At 72.8% G+C, this 16,733-nt stretch carries 16 protein-coding genes; 12 read left to right on the forward strand and 4 right to left on the reverse strand.

Going from position 1 to position 16,733, the window contains the following annotated elements:
* Positions 1-140: 140 nt before the first annotated feature.
* Complete coding sequence (locus AB0P17_RS30535; RefSeq protein ID WP_365815815.1) at positions 141-1,703, reverse strand: hypothetical protein; 1,563 nt, start codon at positions 1,701-1,703, stop codon at positions 141-143.
* A 409-nt stretch (positions 1,704-2,112) separates the two neighbouring features.
* Between AB0P17_RS30535 and AB0P17_RS30540 the strand changes: the two genes are divergently transcribed.
* From AB0P17_RS30540 to AB0P17_RS30555, 4 genes are all read left to right on the forward strand, one after another.
* The gene (locus AB0P17_RS30540) at positions 2,113-3,738 is read left to right on the forward strand and encodes a phage tail sheath subtilisin-like domain-containing protein (RefSeq protein WP_365815817.1); all 1,626 of its coding nucleotides are present in this window, start codon (positions 2,113-2,115) and stop codon (positions 3,736-3,738) included.
* A 144-nt stretch (positions 3,739-3,882) separates the two neighbouring features.
* Positions 3,883-4,326, forward strand: a complete 444-nt coding sequence (locus tag AB0P17_RS30545) for a phage tail protein (RefSeq protein ID WP_365815819.1) — start codon at positions 3,883-3,885, stop codon at positions 4,324-4,326.
* Positions 4,326-4,832 carry a hypothetical protein gene (locus AB0P17_RS30550; protein ID WP_365815821.1) on the forward strand — a complete coding sequence of 169 codons (507 nt, stop codon included), beginning with the start codon at positions 4,326-4,328 and terminating at the stop codon, positions 4,830-4,832. The genes AB0P17_RS30545 and AB0P17_RS30550 overlap by 1 nt, the downstream gene beginning before the upstream one ends.
* Positions 4,829-4,987, forward strand: a complete 159-nt coding sequence (locus AB0P17_RS30555; protein ID WP_365815823.1) for a DUF6760 family protein — start codon at positions 4,829-4,831, stop codon at positions 4,985-4,987. Before AB0P17_RS30550 ends, AB0P17_RS30555 begins: the two co-directional genes overlap by 4 nt.
* A gap of 1,177 nt (positions 4,988-6,164) precedes the next feature.
* Here AB0P17_RS30555 and AB0P17_RS30560 read toward each other — a convergent pair.
* From AB0P17_RS30560 to AB0P17_RS30570, 3 genes are all read right to left on the reverse strand, one after another.
* Positions 6,165-6,992, reverse strand: a complete 828-nt coding sequence (locus AB0P17_RS30560; RefSeq protein WP_365815825.1) for a hypothetical protein — start codon at positions 6,990-6,992, stop codon at positions 6,165-6,167.
* Positions 6,993-7,130: 138 nt separating this feature from the next.
* Positions 7,131-8,255 (reverse strand): hypothetical protein, encoded by a 1,125-nt coding sequence (locus AB0P17_RS30565; RefSeq protein ID WP_365815827.1) that lies wholly within the window; start codon positions 8,253-8,255, stop codon positions 7,131-7,133.
* A 45-nt stretch (positions 8,256-8,300) separates the two neighbouring features.
* On the reverse strand, positions 8,301-8,522 hold the full coding sequence (locus tag AB0P17_RS30570) for a hypothetical protein (protein WP_365815829.1): 222 nt from the start codon (positions 8,520-8,522) through the stop codon (positions 8,301-8,303).
* Positions 8,523-8,658: 136 nt separating this feature from the next.
* Between AB0P17_RS30570 and AB0P17_RS30575 the strand changes: the two genes are divergently transcribed.
* The 8 genes from AB0P17_RS30575 to AB0P17_RS30610 all read left to right on the forward strand — a co-directional run bounded on the left by AB0P17_RS30575 (position 8,659) and on the right by AB0P17_RS30610 (position 16,681).
* Positions 8,659-9,120: a hypothetical protein gene (locus tag AB0P17_RS30575; protein ID WP_365815831.1), complete on the forward strand. Its 462-nt coding sequence runs from the start codon at positions 8,659-8,661 to the stop codon at positions 9,118-9,120.
* A 71-nt stretch (positions 9,121-9,191) separates the two neighbouring features.
* On the forward strand, positions 9,192-9,626 hold the full coding sequence (locus AB0P17_RS30580) for a phage tail protein (protein WP_365815833.1): 435 nt from the start codon (positions 9,192-9,194) through the stop codon (positions 9,624-9,626).
* A 7-nt stretch (positions 9,627-9,633) separates the two neighbouring features.
* A complete protein-coding gene (locus tag AB0P17_RS30585; RefSeq protein WP_365815835.1) occupies positions 9,634-10,356 on the forward strand; it encodes a LysM peptidoglycan-binding domain-containing protein in 723 nt (240 codons plus the stop codon).
* Positions 10,356-12,263, forward strand: a complete 1,908-nt coding sequence (locus tag AB0P17_RS30590) for a VgrG-related protein (protein ID WP_365815837.1) — start codon at positions 10,356-10,358, stop codon at positions 12,261-12,263. The genes AB0P17_RS30585 and AB0P17_RS30590 overlap by 1 nt, the downstream gene beginning before the upstream one ends.
* Positions 12,263-12,706, forward strand: a complete 444-nt coding sequence (locus tag AB0P17_RS30595) for a GPW/gp25 family protein (RefSeq protein ID WP_365815839.1) — start codon at positions 12,263-12,265, stop codon at positions 12,704-12,706. Before AB0P17_RS30590 ends, AB0P17_RS30595 begins: the two co-directional genes overlap by 1 nt.
* Entirely contained in the window at positions 12,706-14,664 is a 1,959-nt protein-coding gene (locus tag AB0P17_RS30600; protein WP_365815841.1) for a putative baseplate assembly protein, read from the forward strand. The genes AB0P17_RS30595 and AB0P17_RS30600 overlap by 1 nt, the downstream gene beginning before the upstream one ends.
* Before the next feature lie 65 nt (positions 14,665-14,729).
* Entirely contained in the window at positions 14,730-15,281 is a 552-nt protein-coding gene (locus tag AB0P17_RS30605) for a phage tail protein (protein ID WP_365815969.1), read from the forward strand.
* Positions 15,278-16,681, forward strand: a complete 1,404-nt coding sequence (locus AB0P17_RS30610; protein WP_365815843.1) for a zinc ribbon domain-containing protein — start codon at positions 15,278-15,280, stop codon at positions 16,679-16,681. The genes AB0P17_RS30605 and AB0P17_RS30610 overlap by 4 nt, the downstream gene beginning before the upstream one ends.
* The last annotated feature ends 52 nt before the right edge of the window (positions 16,682-16,733 follow it).

A 16,733-nucleotide genomic window follows, 5' to 3' on the forward strand; every position in this document is an offset into this window, starting at 1 on the left:
GGCACCGCCCACGGCGGAAGGGCGGGCGACGGCCCCCGGAAGGCGGCCGGGACCACGCGAAGGAAGACGCATCCCCCCAGCCTGCCATCCCGCGCCCCTTCCGTCGGCTCGTCACCACCTGTTCCGTCCGTCTCGCTCGGTCATTCCACCGGTGCGGGGAGCCACGATTCGGCCGGCACCGTGCCGGGCTCGGCCTGGGTCTTGACCCAGCCCGCCTTCCACTGGTTGAGCGTGATCTCGTTGACCGTCCCGGTCTGCTCGGACTTGAAGATCGCCTGGTACGACTTGATCCAGTTCGCGAGGTTCTTCGTCGCCACCGATGTGGGCTTCGGATCGCCGCCCCGGAGATAGGCGATGTTGTCCTTGGTGAGCGCCACCGTCGTGGCGAGCTCCGCCTCGTCGATCTCCACGTTGTTGCTCCAGAACATGATGTTCCGCACCCACGGCACCTCGGGGTCCTCCTTGCCCTCCTCCATCGGCACGGATTTCACCGCGACGAAGTGGGCCGCCAGGAGCGCGGTCATCGTCGAACGGCCCAGCTTCCCGAGCCCGTCCGTCTTCTCCAGCTGGCTGAATTCGCCGTACGCCTCGTCGTTGGACGTCTGGAAGCACGCCAGCGCGTCCCGGGTCGCCGAGTCGAGCTTGCCGACCTGGTGGTCACGGGTCAGCTTGCAGCCGCCGGCTCCCTTGACCAGCCGTACCTGCGCGAACTGCACGAAGAGGTTCGGCTTGTCCGCCGACGTGATGGGCAGCGGGCCCCGAGCGGTCTCCTGCTCCTCCTCGGGCTCCTCCTTGTCGCCCCCGCCGCCGCCCCCGCCGCCGTCTCCGTCGCCGTCGCTCTGCTCCTCGGGCTGCTCCTTGGGGGCGTCCTCCAGCACCGGTTTCTCCGGCTTCACCTCCGGGGCCTCCTCCGGCAGCGCCTTCGCCGCCGCGTTCCCCATGGGTATCTCCTTCGCCATGGACCGGAAGTTCGGCTGGAAGCTGAACCAGAGGACGATGCCGGCGATGGTGAGCGCGAGCAGCAGGCTCAGCACCGTCATCAGCCAGTACGGCATCACGCTGCGCTGGACGTACGTCCCCGACACCGGCAGCGGTTCGGTCCCCGAGCGCCGCACCGCCAGCTCGTACGGCCTCGACTGCTTCTGCCCCGCCCAGGTGATCTGCTTGGGCTTGAGGGTCGCGTCGACGAAGGCGGCGCGGCCGGGTTCGATCTGGACGTTGGAGGGGGCGATCTCGTACGAGAGCTGGTCGCCGTTGTCACTGCCGCTGATCGAGCCGGTGAACTTGGTGTTGCCGAGGTTGTCGACCGCCAGCTTGGGGCGGCCCCGGAAGCGGCCCTTGACGGTGTGCGGGACGAGTTCGGCCCGTACCTCCATGAACGGGGTGAAGGTGATGTTGCCTTCGGTGACCGTGGTGGCGTCCGTGTTCTCGGTGGGCAGGACCCGCACGCCGAACGGATGCGGCCCCGCCGTGGAGTCCGGGGTCCGGGGCGGGGAGAAGGTCAGCTCCACGGCCCCGGTGGTTCCTGGATAGAGCCGGAGGGTCGGCGGTTCCACCGTGACGTATGGTGCGACATCGCCGACCGGCTCGAAGCGGTACTCGTCGACCACGTCGCCCGTGTTGCGCAGACGCAGTCGTACGGTGGTGCTGCTGCCCGGGTCGACGGTGGTCGAGGCGGGCTCCAGGGAGGTCCAGAGGGTCACCCTCCGGACGCTAGTTGCCGGGGCGGAGCGATGTCAGAAGCCGTTGGGTACCCCCGCTGCCCGAAGAGGTGACGGCCCCTGCCCCCGGAGTCTTGCGGAATCCACGCTTCCCACCGGGGCCGGATGCCCCAAGTGCCGTCCGGGCGGCCCTGGCGGGCAGCGCGGGCGGTCCGGCAGGCAGGGGGAAGGGCCGAAGGGTCCCCCCGGATGCCCGAAGGGGCAATTTTCCGGGGCCGCCGCCCTTGGGAGATGGCCCTCCGCCGCACCGTGGTCACACCCTGCCCACGACGTTCACGCCGCCGAGGGCAGGAAACGTGCCCCCGGTCAGGTACGGCAGGACGTTTCAACCGGGCGCTGCCCGCGTGAGAGTGAGATGACGACTTGTCTTGTACCCCGAGGAGAGCAGAGCATGCCGTCTTACCTGTCGCCGGGCGTATACGTGGAAGAGGTGGCCAGCGGCTCGCGTCCGATCGAGGGTGTGGGCACTTCCGTGGCGGCCTTCGTCGGCCTGGCGCCGGAAGGTCCGCTCAACGAGCCGACTCTGGTGACCAACTGGACCCAGTACGTCGCGGCCTTCGGTGAGTTCACCGACGGTTACTTCCTTGCCCACTCGGTGTACGGCTTCTTCAACAACGGCGGTTCCGCCGCCTACGTCGTCCGCGTGGGCGGCGTGCGTGGAGGAGTGTCCGGCGCCGGGGGCGAGGGCACCGATTCCGTTGACGGCGGGCGCGGTCGCTCGGCCGTCGCGGGCGCCACGGGGCCCGCCGCGCTGACGGCCGGTGAGCCCAAGGCGCTCGGCACCTTCAAGGTGTCGGCCATCGCGCCCGGCGACAGCGGCACGCTCAGTGTCGAGGTCGCGGACGCCGAGGGCGAGGGCCCCGCCGAGCGCTTCCGCCTTGTCGTCAAGGACGGTGCGAAGGCTGTCGAGACCTTCGACGTCTCGGCGAAGAAGAGCGCCCGCAACTATGTGGTCACTCAGGTCAAGGAACGCTCCAAGCTGATCTCCGTGGTGGAGGGGGCCGCTGCCTCGCAGCTCGCCCGCCCGGACAACCAGACGGTCGCCCTCGCGGCTCCCGCCGCCCCCGCCGCGGCCCCCGCGCTTCCCGGCGCGGTCGAGGCCGAGCAGGTCGGCGTCGCCGACTACCTGGGCGACTCCGCGGACCGTACCGGCTTCGGTGGCCTTGAGGCGGTGGACGAGGTCTCGATGGTCGCCGTCCCCGACCTGATGGCCGCCTACCAGCGCGGCGCCATCGACCTGGAGGCCGTCAAGGCCGTCCAGCTCGGTCTGATCGCGCACTGCGAGCTGATGGGCGACCGCCTCGCCATCATCGACCCGCCGCCGGGCCTCAACGCCCGCCAGATCCGCGTCTGGCGCCAGGAGACGTCCAACTACGACTCCAAGTACGCGGCGCTCTACTACCCCTGGATCAAGGTCTTCGACCCGGCCGGCGGCAAGACGCGGCTCATCCCGCCGAGCGGTCACGTGGCGGGCATCTGGGCCCGTAACGACTTCGAGCGCGGTGTGCACAAGGCCCCCGCCAACGAGGTCGTACGCGGCGCGGTCGAGCTGGAGACGCAGGTCACCCGGGGCGAGCAGGACCTGCTCAACCCGCTCGGCATCAACTGCATCCGGTCCTTCCCCGGCCGCGGCATCCGGGTCTGGGGTGCGCGCACCCTGTCCTCCGACCCGGCCTGGCGCTACCTCAACGTCCGCAGGTACTTCAACTACCTGGAGGAGTCCATCCTCATCGGCACCCAGTGGGTGGTGTTCGAGCCGAACGACCACGCGCTGTGGGCCCGTATCCGCCGTAACATCTCGGCGTTCCTGATCACCGAGTGGCGCAGCGGCGCGCTCTTCGGCGCCACGCCGGAGGCCGCGTACTACGTGAAGTGCGACGAGGAGACCAACCCGCCGGAGTCGGTGGACCTCGGACGCGTGATGTGCGAGATCGGTGTCTCGCCGGTCAAGCCGGCCGAGTTCGTCATCTTCCGGCTGGCGCAGATCACCGGCGCCGGCAGCGAGCTGGAGGAGTAACAGGCGAGTGTTCCGCCGGCCGGTGTTCCGCCGGCCGGCCCGCCTGACGGGCAACAGCCGCCGCGGCAGCGGCAGTAGCGGCGGCCGCACAAGCAGTAGCCGTTCTCAACGAGCGCGACAGCAGTAGCAGAAGGAGCAAGCTCCATGAGTCTTATGCCTGGTGACTCTTTCACTTCACATAACTTCGGGCTGCAGATCGACGGTGTCCTGGTGGAGTATCTCCAGGAGGCCACCGGCCTGACGATGAAGCAGGACGTGATCGAGAGCAAGCAGAACTCGGCCAACGGCCAGCCCACCACGTCGAAGGCCCCCGGCGTCCAGGTCGCGGGCGAGGCCACCGTCGTGCGCGGCATGACCATGTCCGACGCCTTCGACACGTGGATCAAGGACTCGATCCGCGGTGACATGGGCTCGGCGCGCAAGAACGCCACCATCGTGGTGATGGACTACCAGATGAACCCGGTCCGGCGTTACAACATGCGGAACGCCTGGTGCTGTGCGGTCGAGGGCAGCGCGCTCAAGGCCGGCGAGGCGGGCACGCTCACCGAGACCGTCACGATCACCTACGAAGAAATGTCAATCGAGTAATGCGTCGAGGGGTACCTACCAAGTCCGCTTCCGGGGACGCGGTACCGGCGCCGGTGCAGGCGGAGACGCCCGCGCCGGCGCCGGCCCCGGCCCCCGCACCGGAGCCCGCCGGGCGCCGGGAGCCCGAGCGGGAGCGGATGCGCACGGAGTTCGCGTTCGAGCTGCCGCGCGGATACGTGGACAGCGAAGGCGTCGTGCACCGCGACGGAACGATGCGTCTGGCGACCGCGCGGGACGAACTGATCCCCCTGCAGGATCTGCGGGTTCAGCAGAACCCCGCGTATCTGTCGGTGGTCCTGCTCGGCCGGGTGATCACCCGGCTGGGCGGGGTTCCCCAGGTGCACGACGGTGTGGTGGAGAACATGTTCGCCTCCGACCTCGCCTTCCTGCAGGATTTCTACCGTCAGATCAATGCCGAGGGCCACACGAGGGCCGGGGTGCAATGCCCCCACTGCGAGCAGCCGTTCGAGGTCGAACTCGGCGGGAGCCGCCTGGGGGAATCGTGACGTACGCGACCGACCGTATCCATGAAGAGGTCGCGTACATCGCCTATCACTTCCACTGGAGCCTGGAGGACATCCTGGACCTCGAACACCGCGAGCGTCGGCGGTACGCCGAGCAGATCGCCACGCTGGTGACGCGAGCAACGGTGGAGCGGTAATGGGTATTTTCGACCGGCTCAGAGGCCGGGGCCGAGCCGGTGCCGACACGGGTGCCGGCACCGGCGGTGGGAACGGGGACGGTGTGCTGCCGTCCCCCGCCCCTGTTAAGGACGCCGCGGGTACGGGCGGCACGGGTACGGGTGTCACGGGCGCGGGCGGTTCGGGCTCGGGCCCGGACTCCGGCGTCTCCGTTTCCAGTTCCGGTTCCGGTTCCGGTTCCGCCCCCATGGCTTCGGCCGGGGGGCGGGGCTGGGCCGGACTGCCGCCGATCCAGCGCGCCCCGGCGACGCACTCGGTCGCCTCCGCCAACTTCGCGGGCACGCTGTCCACCTGGCAGAACCCGTCCTTCACGGGGACGCTCTCGCACGCCGTCCTCGACAGCGCGCCGACCGGTCTGATCCGGGACGCGCTGACACCCGCCTCGTCCTCCAGGTCGGGCGGGCTGGGCGAGCCCTCGCTCTCGCTGCCGGTCGTCGTGGTCGAGGACGACCCGGCGGCCGCGAGCGGCGCGGGTGCGCCCGGCGTGGGCGCCGCCGGTACCGGCGGGCCTCGCAGGGTGGCCGGTGCCGGCGCCGACGTCTCTCGTGCGGCCCTCGCGGTCCAGCGGGCGACGGGCCCGCGGGTCGCGCCCGTACGGCCCCGGTCCGCCTCCGGACCGGCGGCCACGCCGGCCCCGCGCGCGCTGACCAAGGCCCCCACCCCGCGGGCGCCCCAGCGCCGGGTGCTCCCCGCGTCCGCGCCCCGCGCGTCCGCCCCCGCCCCGACCACGGCCGAGCCACGCACGGTGGCCCCGGCCCCTGCCCCGGCCCCTGCTTCTCGTCCGTCCGCTCCGGCCTCCGGCGGGGCCGCTCCGGCGCCGCGTGCGGCTGCTCCCGCTTCCCGTCCGTCCGCCTCGGGCCCGGGCGGGGCTGCTTCGGGCTCGGGCGCGGGCTCGGCTGTTTCGGTGTCGCGTGCGGTCGCTCCGGGTTCGGGTGCGTCTGCTCCGGCCTCGGGCGCGGCTGCTCCGGTCGCACCGGCTCCGGCGACTCCTTCTGCTCCGGTTGCTCCGGCGCCGCGTGCGGCTGCTCCGGCCGCGTCGGCCGGGTCCGCTCCGGCGCCGCGTGCGTCCGCACTGACCGGGTCCGCGTCGTCCGTACCGGCTCCCGCGACTCCTTCCGCTCCCTCGGCTCCGGCGGTTCAGGCCGCGCCTGCTTCTCCGGCGACGCCGTCCCCCGCCGCGCCCGCTCCGGCGGCGCGTCCCGGGTCCGCCACGCGTCCTGCCGCGTCGCCCGCACCTTCTTCCTCTTCCCCGGCCGCTTCTTCGGCGCCCGCGCCTACGCCCGCGCCTGCTCCGGTCACTCCGGTGCAGCGGGCCGTCGCGCCCGGTACGAAGCCGTCCGGCGCCCGGAGCGGCGGCGAGACCCGGGGCGACTCGGGCAGCGGTCCGAAGGGCGGGTCGGCGCCGGCCGTGCCGCCGGGGCCCGGACCCCGGCCTCCGGCGCCGAAGGGCGCGACGCCCCCGGCGCCGCCGAAGCGCCCGGCAACCCCGGCGGTCCCGGCGCCTCCGGCCGCGCCCACGGCCCCGGCATCGTCGGGCTCCACGGGCTCCACGGGCTCCACGGGCTCCACGGGCTCCACGGCGCAGGCTCCCGTGCGTGGGGGGACCGGCCGGTCCGCCCCGTCGGCGGCGCCCGCCTCTTCGGCGGCCCCGGCGCCCGTACAGCGCAGCGCGTCCAGTGGTCCCATTCGTACGACCGCGCTGGGGGCGCCCACCAGCGGCTCTGTCGTACCCCCGGCTTCGCCCGCTCCGGCTTCGCCCGCCCCGGCTTCGCCCGCTCCGTCTTCTCCGCCGTCTCCTTCCTCTTCTTCCGCGGTGCCTCCCGTGAAGCCGACGCCGCCGCGACGCCCGCTGCTCGGGGCGCCGGTCTCCGGTTCGCCCGCCGCAGGGGGGCCGCCGGTGGTCCAGCGGTCCACGCGGACGCGCTCCGGTGGTGCGGCGGCGCCGACCGGCGCGCAGCGGCTCACCGCTCCTGACGCCGGTACGGGGACGAGCCCTGCCGCGTCCAGGAGGGGGAGCTCGACCGGTGCATCCGCTCCGGTGCAGCGCTCGGCCACCGGGGACTCGCCCGTGCGGCCGATTCCGCCGGTTCCTCCGGCGTCGGCTCAGGCCTCGACTCCGGCTCCTGTGGTCCGCCCCGGCCGGGGTGAGCCGTCCGGTGCTTCCGGTTCCGGTGGCCCGGCCGGCGGCCCCGCGCGTGCGCTTCCGGTGCAGCGGCAGTCGGTCAACACCCCCGCACCGTCGCCGTCGTCACCTTCGCCCTCGCCCTCGCCTTCCTCCGCCGGTTCCGGTCCTCGGCCTTCGGTGCCCGGTACGCCGGCCCCGTCGGCGCGTCCGGCCGGTGCGGGGGGTCCGGCACAGTCCGCGCCTACGCCCGCGCCGGCATCCGTGCCCGCGCCGGTCGTCCAGCGATCGTCGGCCGTCACCACGTCAGCGGCCGAGGCGCCGACGGTGCTCCCGTCCGCGCCCGCGCCGGTCGCTCCGCTGGTGGGTTCGACTCCGCCGGTGACCACGGCACCGTCCGCCGCGGCGGCTCCGGTATCCCGTACGGCGCCGGTCGCTCCGCGCCCGTCCGGGACTCCGTTGCGACGCCTGCCCGCCGATGCGCCTCCCGCCTCCTCTTCCGTTTCCGCCCCTACCTCCGCTTCCACTCCCGCTCCCTCCTCCGCTGCTCCGGCACGCCGGACCGCGGCGGCCCCCGCGCCCGTCGCCGTACAGCGGTCCGCCGCTCCCGGTGGTGCCGCCACGGCGCCTTCGACGGGTCCGTCCACGGGCCCGGTCGCGGGTCCGGGCTCCGCCGGGCGGCCCCTGCTCGCCGCGCAGCCGCGCTCCGGGCCGATGACGTCGGTGGCCCCCATGGCTCCGGGGGCTCCCTCGGCGCCGGTGGCTCCGGCGCCGAGCGCCCCGGCCGCCGTTCCGCTGCGCCGTACCGCCCCGACCGGTTCGGGCGCGGCCCCGGCCACCGGTGGCACCGCGCGGTCCGCCGCCGTACCGCCGACCGTGCAGCGCGCCGTACAGCCCGGGGCGCCACGCCCCGCCGCGCAGCGGCCGGCGCAACCGGGCCCGCACGCCCCCGCGCCGTCCGCCGCGGGCGGCTCCGGCCCGGCCGCTGTCCGCCCGGCGGCACCGCTGTCCGCCCCGATATCCGCCCCGGCCGCGATGCCGAGCGCGGCCGCCGCGCCCGCGCCCCGTGCCGCGCAGGACGCGCCGCCGCCCGTGCAACTCAGCACGGACGGGCTCAAGTTCAGCGGTGTCGCCCCGGCCTCCCCCACCGTTCAGCGCTCGCTCGCGGCGCCGACGGCGGTCCGGCCGACGGCGGTGCGGCCGACGGCGGTGCGGCCGACGGCGGTGCGGCCGACGGCGGTGCGGCCGACCTCGGCACCGACACCACCCGCTGTCCCTGCTTCGGCTCCGGCTTCGGCGCCGGTTTCGATACAGCGCGCCCCCGCGGGGCCGGTCCCTACGCCGATGACGGCCGCTCCCCGTAACCCCGGCACTCAGCCGGCCATCGCGGGCATCCCCGGCACCCCAAGCGCCCCAGGCACCTCAGGGCCCCCCGCCCCCGGTGCCACGGCGCCCCCGGCGGCCCCGAGCCGGGTCGTCTCCCTCGCGCCCGCCGCGCCCCGTCCGCCCGTGGCGCTCCCCGTACAGCGGGCCGCCGCGACCCCGGCCGTGGCACCGGCGGACGTCCCGCAGGCCGCCCGGCTCACCACGCCGGCCGCGCCCGCCAGGCCGTCCCCGCCGCGCGGGTCCACGACGGTCGCCGTACAGCGGGCCCCCGAGCGAGGCGGCCGGCCGGCGGGGAGCATGTCGCCCCCAGGGAACACGACGGCCCCGGCGCAGCGTTCCTCCGTTCAGCGGGCCCCGGCCCATCAGGTCACCGTCCAGCGTTCGCCGGACGAAGACACGTCCGGCAAGAAGTCCACGGACCCCGAACCACCGTCCGTGACCAGCCAGTTCAAGCCCCGTGAGCTGAAGGAGGACCAGATGGCGGAGTTGGTCCACCGGCTCATCGGACCGATGACCCGGATGCTCCGCACCGAACTCCGCGTCGACCGGGAGCGGATCGGCAAGTTGCGCGACCCCCGCCGTTGACCGGTTGTCCCCTTTGACCGGCTGTCCCCCCGTCCCCGAACCGCACGTGGAACCGCAGGAAGGCCCACCGGATGTCCCAGGAGCTCGATCCCGGCACCACCATTTTCTTCAACCTCTCCATCGACGGGGAGAGCCTGGGCACCTTCAACGGCTGTGACGGGCTCTCCACGCAGGTCGAGGTCGAGCAGCGGCAGGAAGGCGGAAACAACAACTTCGTCTGGCAGCTGCCCACCCGCATCAGCTACTCCAACATCACGCTGACGCGCCCGCTCCGTCCGGAGACCTCGAAGGTCGCGGCCTGGATCTCCTCCGTCACCACCGGAGTGACCCGGCCCACCGCGCAGATCGTCGCGATGCGCGCCAACGGCTCGATCGTCACCCGGTGGGGGCTGCTCGACGTCCTCCCGGTGAGCTGGCGCGGGCCGTCCTTCGATCCGAACAGCCCCGCCGTGGCGACCGAGGTCCTGGAGATCGCGCACCACGGCTTCACGGATGTAGGGGAGTAGCCGACCGATGGACCTCAGCAGTTTCGGTGTGGGCGACAGCCTGGTACGGGCGACGCTCGCCATTCATCAGCCGCCGATCGGCAGCAGCACCACGCCCGGTGCGCTGATGAAGACGTTCGAGTTCGACTTCAACCCGGCCCAGCTGTCGCTGACCCGGCGGGCGAGCTGGAAGACCACGCCCACCGCCGCCGTACGCGACGGCGCGGTGCCGGAGTTCATGGGGCCCGAGCCCCGCGAGATGTCGGTGGAGATCTTCCTCGACCGCTCCGACGACCCGGACAGCAACGACGTGCGCAAGAAGGTCGAGGCGCTCTTCTCCTGCTGCGAGACGACCACGGCGAGTATCGCCGCGAACCAGCCCTCCACCCCCTGGGTGGTCTTCGAGTGGGGCGCCTTCTCGACCGCCCGGTTCCCGGCGTACGTCACCTCCGTACAGGCCACGTACACCCTCTTCAACACCACGGGGATGCCGATCCGGGCCACCTGCCAGGTGAGCATGAACGAGATCCCGGGCAGCACCCTCGGACAGAACCCCACCTCGGGCGCGCTCACCTCCCGCCGGGTGCACCGGGTGGTGGCGGGCGACTCGCTCCAGTTCCTCGCCTGGCGCGAGTACGGGGACGCCACCGCGTGGCGCACGATCGCCGAGGCCAACAGCATCGACAACCCGTCGGTGCTGGCGCCCGGCACCGAGCTGATGCTGCCCGCCGCCGAGGAGGTGCGCGGCTGATGCCCGAGGTCGGCTTCTCCAACATCCTCTTCGTGAAGATCGGGGGCACCAAGCTCAAGAACCCGGAGAACAAGCAACTGGTCGGCGGCTGGGTCGACTTCGGCGCGGGCGTGCCGGGCGCGTTCCATCTCACCTTCCGCGACAACAAGAAGATGCTCCTCGGTGACCTGAGCGTCAAGATCGGCGTGCCCGTGGTGATCGCGCCCGTCACGGACGGCGACGGTGCGCAGAACCCGCTGATCACCGCCGAGGTCACGGCACTTGAGACCGACTACGACCAGACGGGTACGTTCACCGTCATCCGCGGTTACGACAAGGGTCACCGCATGCTCCGGCACCGGCGGGTGAAGGCGTACAAGGGCAAGTCCGCCACCGAGATCGCGAAGGAACTGGCCGGCAAGAGCGGCATCCCGCTCGGCAAGGTCGAGTCGAGCGGCGGGGCGTACGAGTTCATCAGCCAGTCCAATGTCACCGACTGGGACTTCGTCCAGCGGCTCGCGGACGAGAACGAGATGGTGGCGTACATCGACTCGAAGGGCGAGTTCCGGTTCGTCAAGCGGGAAAAGGCGTCGAAGGCCCCGCCGCCGAGTACCCCCAGCGAGAAGAGCCCCTTCGTCCTGGCGGCCGGTAAGGAGATCCTGCGCTGCCGGTCGGCGGTCACCTCGGCCGACCAGGTGGCCGAGGTCCGGGTACGCGGCTGGGACGTCCAGGCCAAGCGGACGGTCATCGGCAAGTCTCCCGCCCTGGACAACGACGGCCTGAAGATCGGTACGACCCCGGCCAGGGTGACGGACAAGTTCGGCAAGGCCGAACTGGTCGGGACCGACCTGCCCTATGACAAGGACACCGAGGCCCAGGACGCGGCCGAGGCGCTCGCCGACGACGTGACCTCCTCCTTCGCCGAGGTGGAGGTCACCGCGCACGGCAACCCGGAGCTGCGTCCCGGCATCCCCGTCACCCTCGCGAAGGTGGGCAAGCCGTTCGAGGGCAAGTACACGGTCACGGGCGCGCGCCACAGCTTCGGGGACCAGGAGCACTACCTGACGTTCCTGACGGTCAGCGGACGCCAGTGGCGTTCGCTGTACGGGCTCGCCTCCGGCGGTGGCGGGGCGGCCTCGTCCCGGCTGCCGAGCGTCGCCAACGCGCTGGTCACCGACATCAAGGATCCGCTCAAACAGGGCAGGGTCAAGCTGAAGTTCCCGTGGCTGGACGACACGTACGTCAGCGACTGGGTCCGCACGGTGCAGTTCGGCGGCGAGAAGGGCGGGAGCCTCATCGGCCCGGACGTCGACGACGAGGTGCTGGTGGCGTTCGACCGCGGCGCGCTCGACCACCCGTACGTGATCGGCGGCCTCTACAACGGCAAGGACAAGCCGGCCCCCAACGACGTGCCGGTGTACGACGCGACGCGCGGCAAGGTCACCCGGCGCACTCTGGCCGACCGCAGCAACAACCGGCTCGACCTGCTCGACCAGAGCGTCGGCCGCAAGCGCGGGGTGCGGCTGACCACCGGCGACCGGAAGCTCACCATCAACCTGGACCGGACGAAGACCGAGATCGTCATCGACAGCAAGGGCACGGTGTCCATCAAGGGCACCGGCGCCGTGTCGATCCGGGCGGGCGGCAACCTGTCGCTGAACGCGGGGGGATCCCTGTCGATCCGCAGCGGCGGCCCGCTCAACATCACCTCGGGCACCGTCCTCAACGTCAACGCGGGCGCCGCCCTCTCCATGAAGGCGGGCGGCGTCGCCTCCCTCAACGCGACGGGGGCGATCAACATGACCACCGTCGGCCTCATGGCGCTCACCGCGGCCACCACCATGCAGCTCACCGCGACCGCCAACCTCGGCCTCAAGGGCCTCACGATCAAGTCCAGCGTGCCGGTCATCCCCACAGGAGGCTTGTGATGGCCGAACAGTTCGTCGGCTCCGGGTGGGCCTTCCCGCTCCGTATCAGCCCCACCGGCGGCATCGCCATGGTCAGCGGGGAACGCGAGGTCGAGGAGGCCATCCGGCTCGTCCTCGCCACCGCGCCCGGCGAGCGGCCGATGCGGCCCGAATTCGGCTGCGCCATCCACGACATGGTCTTCGCACCGGTCAACGAGGCCACCGCGGGCCGGATCCAGCACGAGGTGTACGCCAGCCTCGACCGCTGGGAGCCGCGGATCGACGTGGACGACGTCGCGGTGACCGCGGGGGAGCAGCAGGGCGTGCTCTACATCGACGTCCGCTACTCGATCCGGGGCACCAACAACCCGCGCAGCCTGGTCTTCCCGTTCTATGTCATCCCCTCACACGACGGACCCGAGGGGTCCGGTACGTCCGACGCACACATTGGAAACGACCGCTGATGGCCCTCCCCTCCCCGAACCTCGACGACCGCCGCTTCCAGCAGTTCGTGGACGACGCCAAGCGGTACATCCAGCAGCGCGCCCCCGAGTGGACCGACCACAACGTCTCCGATCCGGGCGTGACCCTCGTCGAGACCGTCGCGCACATGGCCGACCAGATCGTGTACCGGCTCAACCGGGTGCCCGAGAAGAACCACCTGGCGTTCCTGGACCTCATCGGGATCACCCTCTTCCCGCCCTCGGCGGCGCGCGCCGATGTCACGTTCTGGCTGTCGGCACCGCAGCAGCAGCCCGTGATCCTGGCGACGGGCACCGAGGTCGGCACGACCCGTTCCCAGGAGGAGGAGGCGGTCGTCTTCGCCACGGAGCGCGAACTCACCGTCGTGCCCTGTGAGCTGTCGTACCTGACGGTGCAGCGCGAGGGCGACCAGGCCGTCGACCGCACCGCCGACCTCGCCGAGTCCAAGGACGTGCACTGCTTCGGCGAGCCCCCCCGGCCCGGCGACCGCATGATGTTCGGGCTCAGCGCCGCCGTGCCGGACTGCGCGGTCGTCCTGGAGCTCGACAGCCAGGTCGACGGTGTCGGTGTGGACCCGCGGCAGCCGCCGCTCGTCTGGGAGGCGTGGACGCCGGACGGCTGGGCCGCCTGCGAGGTCGACCGGGACACCACCGGTGGTCTCAACCGGCCCGGCGAGGTCGTCCTGCACGTCCCCGGCGGCCACGCGCTCTCCCGTACCGGGCGGCACGAGGCGGGGTGGCTGCGCTGCCGGGTCACCGAGCCGCTCCAGGACCAGCCGTTCTACACCACCTCGCCGACGATCCGGTCCGCCGAGGCGTTCACCATCGGCGGCACCACGCGCGTCGTGCACGCGGAGACGGTGCGCGACGAGGCGCTGGGGGAGGCCACCGGGCTGCCGGCGCTCCGGCTGCAGCTGGCCAACACCCCGGTCATCGGCGATGTGCCCCCGCTGCTCCTCCAGGTCGCCGAGCGCGACGGCTGGGTCGACTGGGAGACCGTCGGCCACTTCGCCGCCTCGGGCCCCGACGACCGGCACATCACGCTCGACGCGACGACCGGTGAGATCGCCTTCGGCCCGTCCGTACGCGAACCGGACGGCACGCTGCGCCAGTACGGGGCGGTGCCGCCCAAGGGAGCGCCGATCCGGGCGAGCCGCTACCGTACGGGCGGCGGCAAGGCGGGCAATGTCGCGCGCGGCGCGATCCGGGTGCTGCGCGACTCCGTCCCGTACATCTCCGAGGTGATCAACCGGGAAGCCGCGGTGGGCGGGGTCGACGGTGAGAGCGTCGAGGAGGCGAAGCTCCGGGCGCCGATCGCGCTGAGCGCCCAGGACCGGGCCGTCACGCTGCGGGACTACGAGGAGCTGGCGCGGCGCGCGGCGCCCGAGACGGCCCGGATCACCTGTCTGGAGGCGGATCCCGACGAGCACGGGGCGCAAGGGGTACGGGTGCTGGTGGTCCCGCAGGCGGTCTCCGACCCGGGCGGGCGGCTGCGCTTCGAGCAACTGGTGCCGGGCGACGCCCTGCTGGGCCGTATCACCCGCTACCTCGACGAACGGCGGCTGATCGGTACCCGGCTGGCGGTCGGGCCGCCGTTCTACCAGGGCGTGACGGTCGTCGCGACGGTGCACGCCTTCCGCGGCACGGAGACCGACCGGGTACGGCGCCTGGCGCACGACGCGCTCTACCGCCACCTCGACCCGCTGACCGGGGGCGCGCACGGCACGGGGTGGCCGTTCGGCCGCCCGGTGCAGGCGGGTGAGATCTTCGCGGTGCTGCAACGGGTGCCGGGCGTCGAGCTGGTGGACGAGGTGCTGCTGCACCCGGCGGACCCGCTCAGCGGCAAGCGCGGCGACCCCACGGAGCGGATCGACCTCCAGGCGCCGGCGCTGGTCTTCTCGTTCGACCACCGGGTCCGGGTCATCGGAGACGCCTCGTGAGTACCGGTACGGGGGCGAGCACGCGGGGCTCGGTGGACGGGCTGGCCTCCTCGTTCCCGCTGGGGATGATGCTCCCCGCGGTCTTCGCGGACGACGACCTCGCCCAGCGTTTCGTGGCGGGCCTGGACGAGGTGCTCGCGCCGTTCCACAACGTCCTGGACTGCCTGGACACCTACTTCACCCCGTCGCTCGCCCCGGCGGACTTCACCCGCTGGGTGGGGAGCTGGGTGGGCGCGGAGACCGAGAGTTACGACGCCGCGCTCACCTCCAGCGAGACGGCCCCCGCCCCGGAGACGATCGCGGCGCTGCGCGCCGCGGTGGCCGCCGCCGTGCGCCTGCACCGTATCCGCGGCACGCGGCTCGGTCTGGCGGAGGCGGTCCGGCTGGTCTTCGGCGTGGAGCCGGAGATCACCGAGAGCGGCGCGGCGACCTGGGACGCCCGCCCGCTGGGCCCGGTCCCGGGCGAGCGCAGGCCCGCACTGCACGTCACCGTACGGCTCAAGAACCCTTCCCCGGCCGACGCGCACCGGCTGGAGCGCCTGGTCGCGGCAGCGCGGCCCGCCCATATGCCTTACACGGTCCAGGTGACCGCCGCTGAAAGGACATCCGACAGGTGACCAGCCAGACTTCTTCCTCGCCGGCATCCTCGCCCCCGCCGTCGCAGGCGTCGGACACCTCCGGTCGCAGGGCGAGCAACTGCGCGGAGTGCGGTACGCGGCCGGAACCGGGCCAGTCCTTCTGCGACGGCTGCGGGGCGGTCCTCAACTGGTCCCCGGAGCCGCCGTCTTCGTCTTCGGCGTCTTCGTCCCCGGCGTCTTCGCCCGCTTCGGCTGCTTCGGCGCCGGGCGGCACGCCGGACACCGGCGGTACGGGCCCGACCGGCGGTACGGCCCCGGCGGCCGGCCCCGGCGGTACGGCCCCGGCGGCGAACACCCCCGCGCCGCGGCCCCACGCGGACCCGGTGACACCGGACGACGAGGACACGACACCCACGCTCCGCAACCGCCAGGCACAGGCCGCCGAACCCCGGGACGCCGCACCGGCGAACCCCTACGCGTCCGCGCCGCCCACCCACGTGGTGACGCCCTCGCACTCTTCCGCCTCCGCCGCCGAGGAGGCGGAACGGGCGCGGGCCCTGCTCGTCCCGGTGGCCGACCCGGAGGGGCGCCCCGCCACCACCCCGGACGTGGCCCCGGTCCTCCCGGGCCGCCCCGCCGCCGCCCGGCCCCGCGTCCAGTCCCCCGGCGCGGAACCGGCCGACGAGACCGGCCCCCCGTGCCCCTGGTGCTCCACCGGCAACCGCCCCGACCGCCACTTCTGCCGCCGCTGCGCCATGGCCCTCACGGACCGCACCGGCATCCCGGACGCCCCCCGTCCCTGGTGGCGCCGCATGTGGTGGGGCGCCGGCGAACGCCCGGCCCCGTGGGCCGGCGACCGCCCGCGTCTGCGGCGGGGTATCAGCGGGATCTTCAGCTGGATCGCCCTGGCCCTCGCGCTGGTGCTCGTGGTGTTCGCCGCGTTCAACGTGGACAACGCCTGGAACGCCGCACGCGACCACTTCGCCAAGCGCGCCCAGGTCAACCCCGACAAGATGACGGCGTCCCGCTCCTTCAAGAACCACGAGCCGAAGGCGGCCTTCGACAAGGTCAGCAACTCCTGGTGGGGCCCCGGCATCGACCAGTCGGCCGAGGGCGAGTGGATCCAGGCCGAATTCCAGCAGCCGATCCGCATTCTCGACGTGATCATCACCCCGGGCATCTCCGTCCGGGCGAGCGACCTGACGGAAGCGGCGATGCCGCACCGGATGGACGCGGTGATCACGGCCGCCGACGGCACGAAGACCACCCGCCAGATCACCCTGGACCAGGGCAGCGGCCCCCAGCGCCGCAAGTTCCGCGTGGGCGAGGTGTCCAGCGTCCGCTTCATCATCCGCTCGGCGTACGGCGCGGGCCCCGAGAAGCAGGTCTCGATCGCGGAGATCGAGTTCTTCGGCCGGTCGAGGGCGAACGACGGCTGAGCCGGCGGCGTACTCGCAGAGGCCCTTCGCGCAGGCCCCTCGTACCGGGAAA

The sequence above is a fragment of the Streptomyces sp. NPDC088124 genome (assembly GCF_040685895.1).
Taxonomy (GTDB): Bacteria; Actinomycetota; Actinomycetes; order Streptomycetales; family Streptomycetaceae; genus Streptomyces.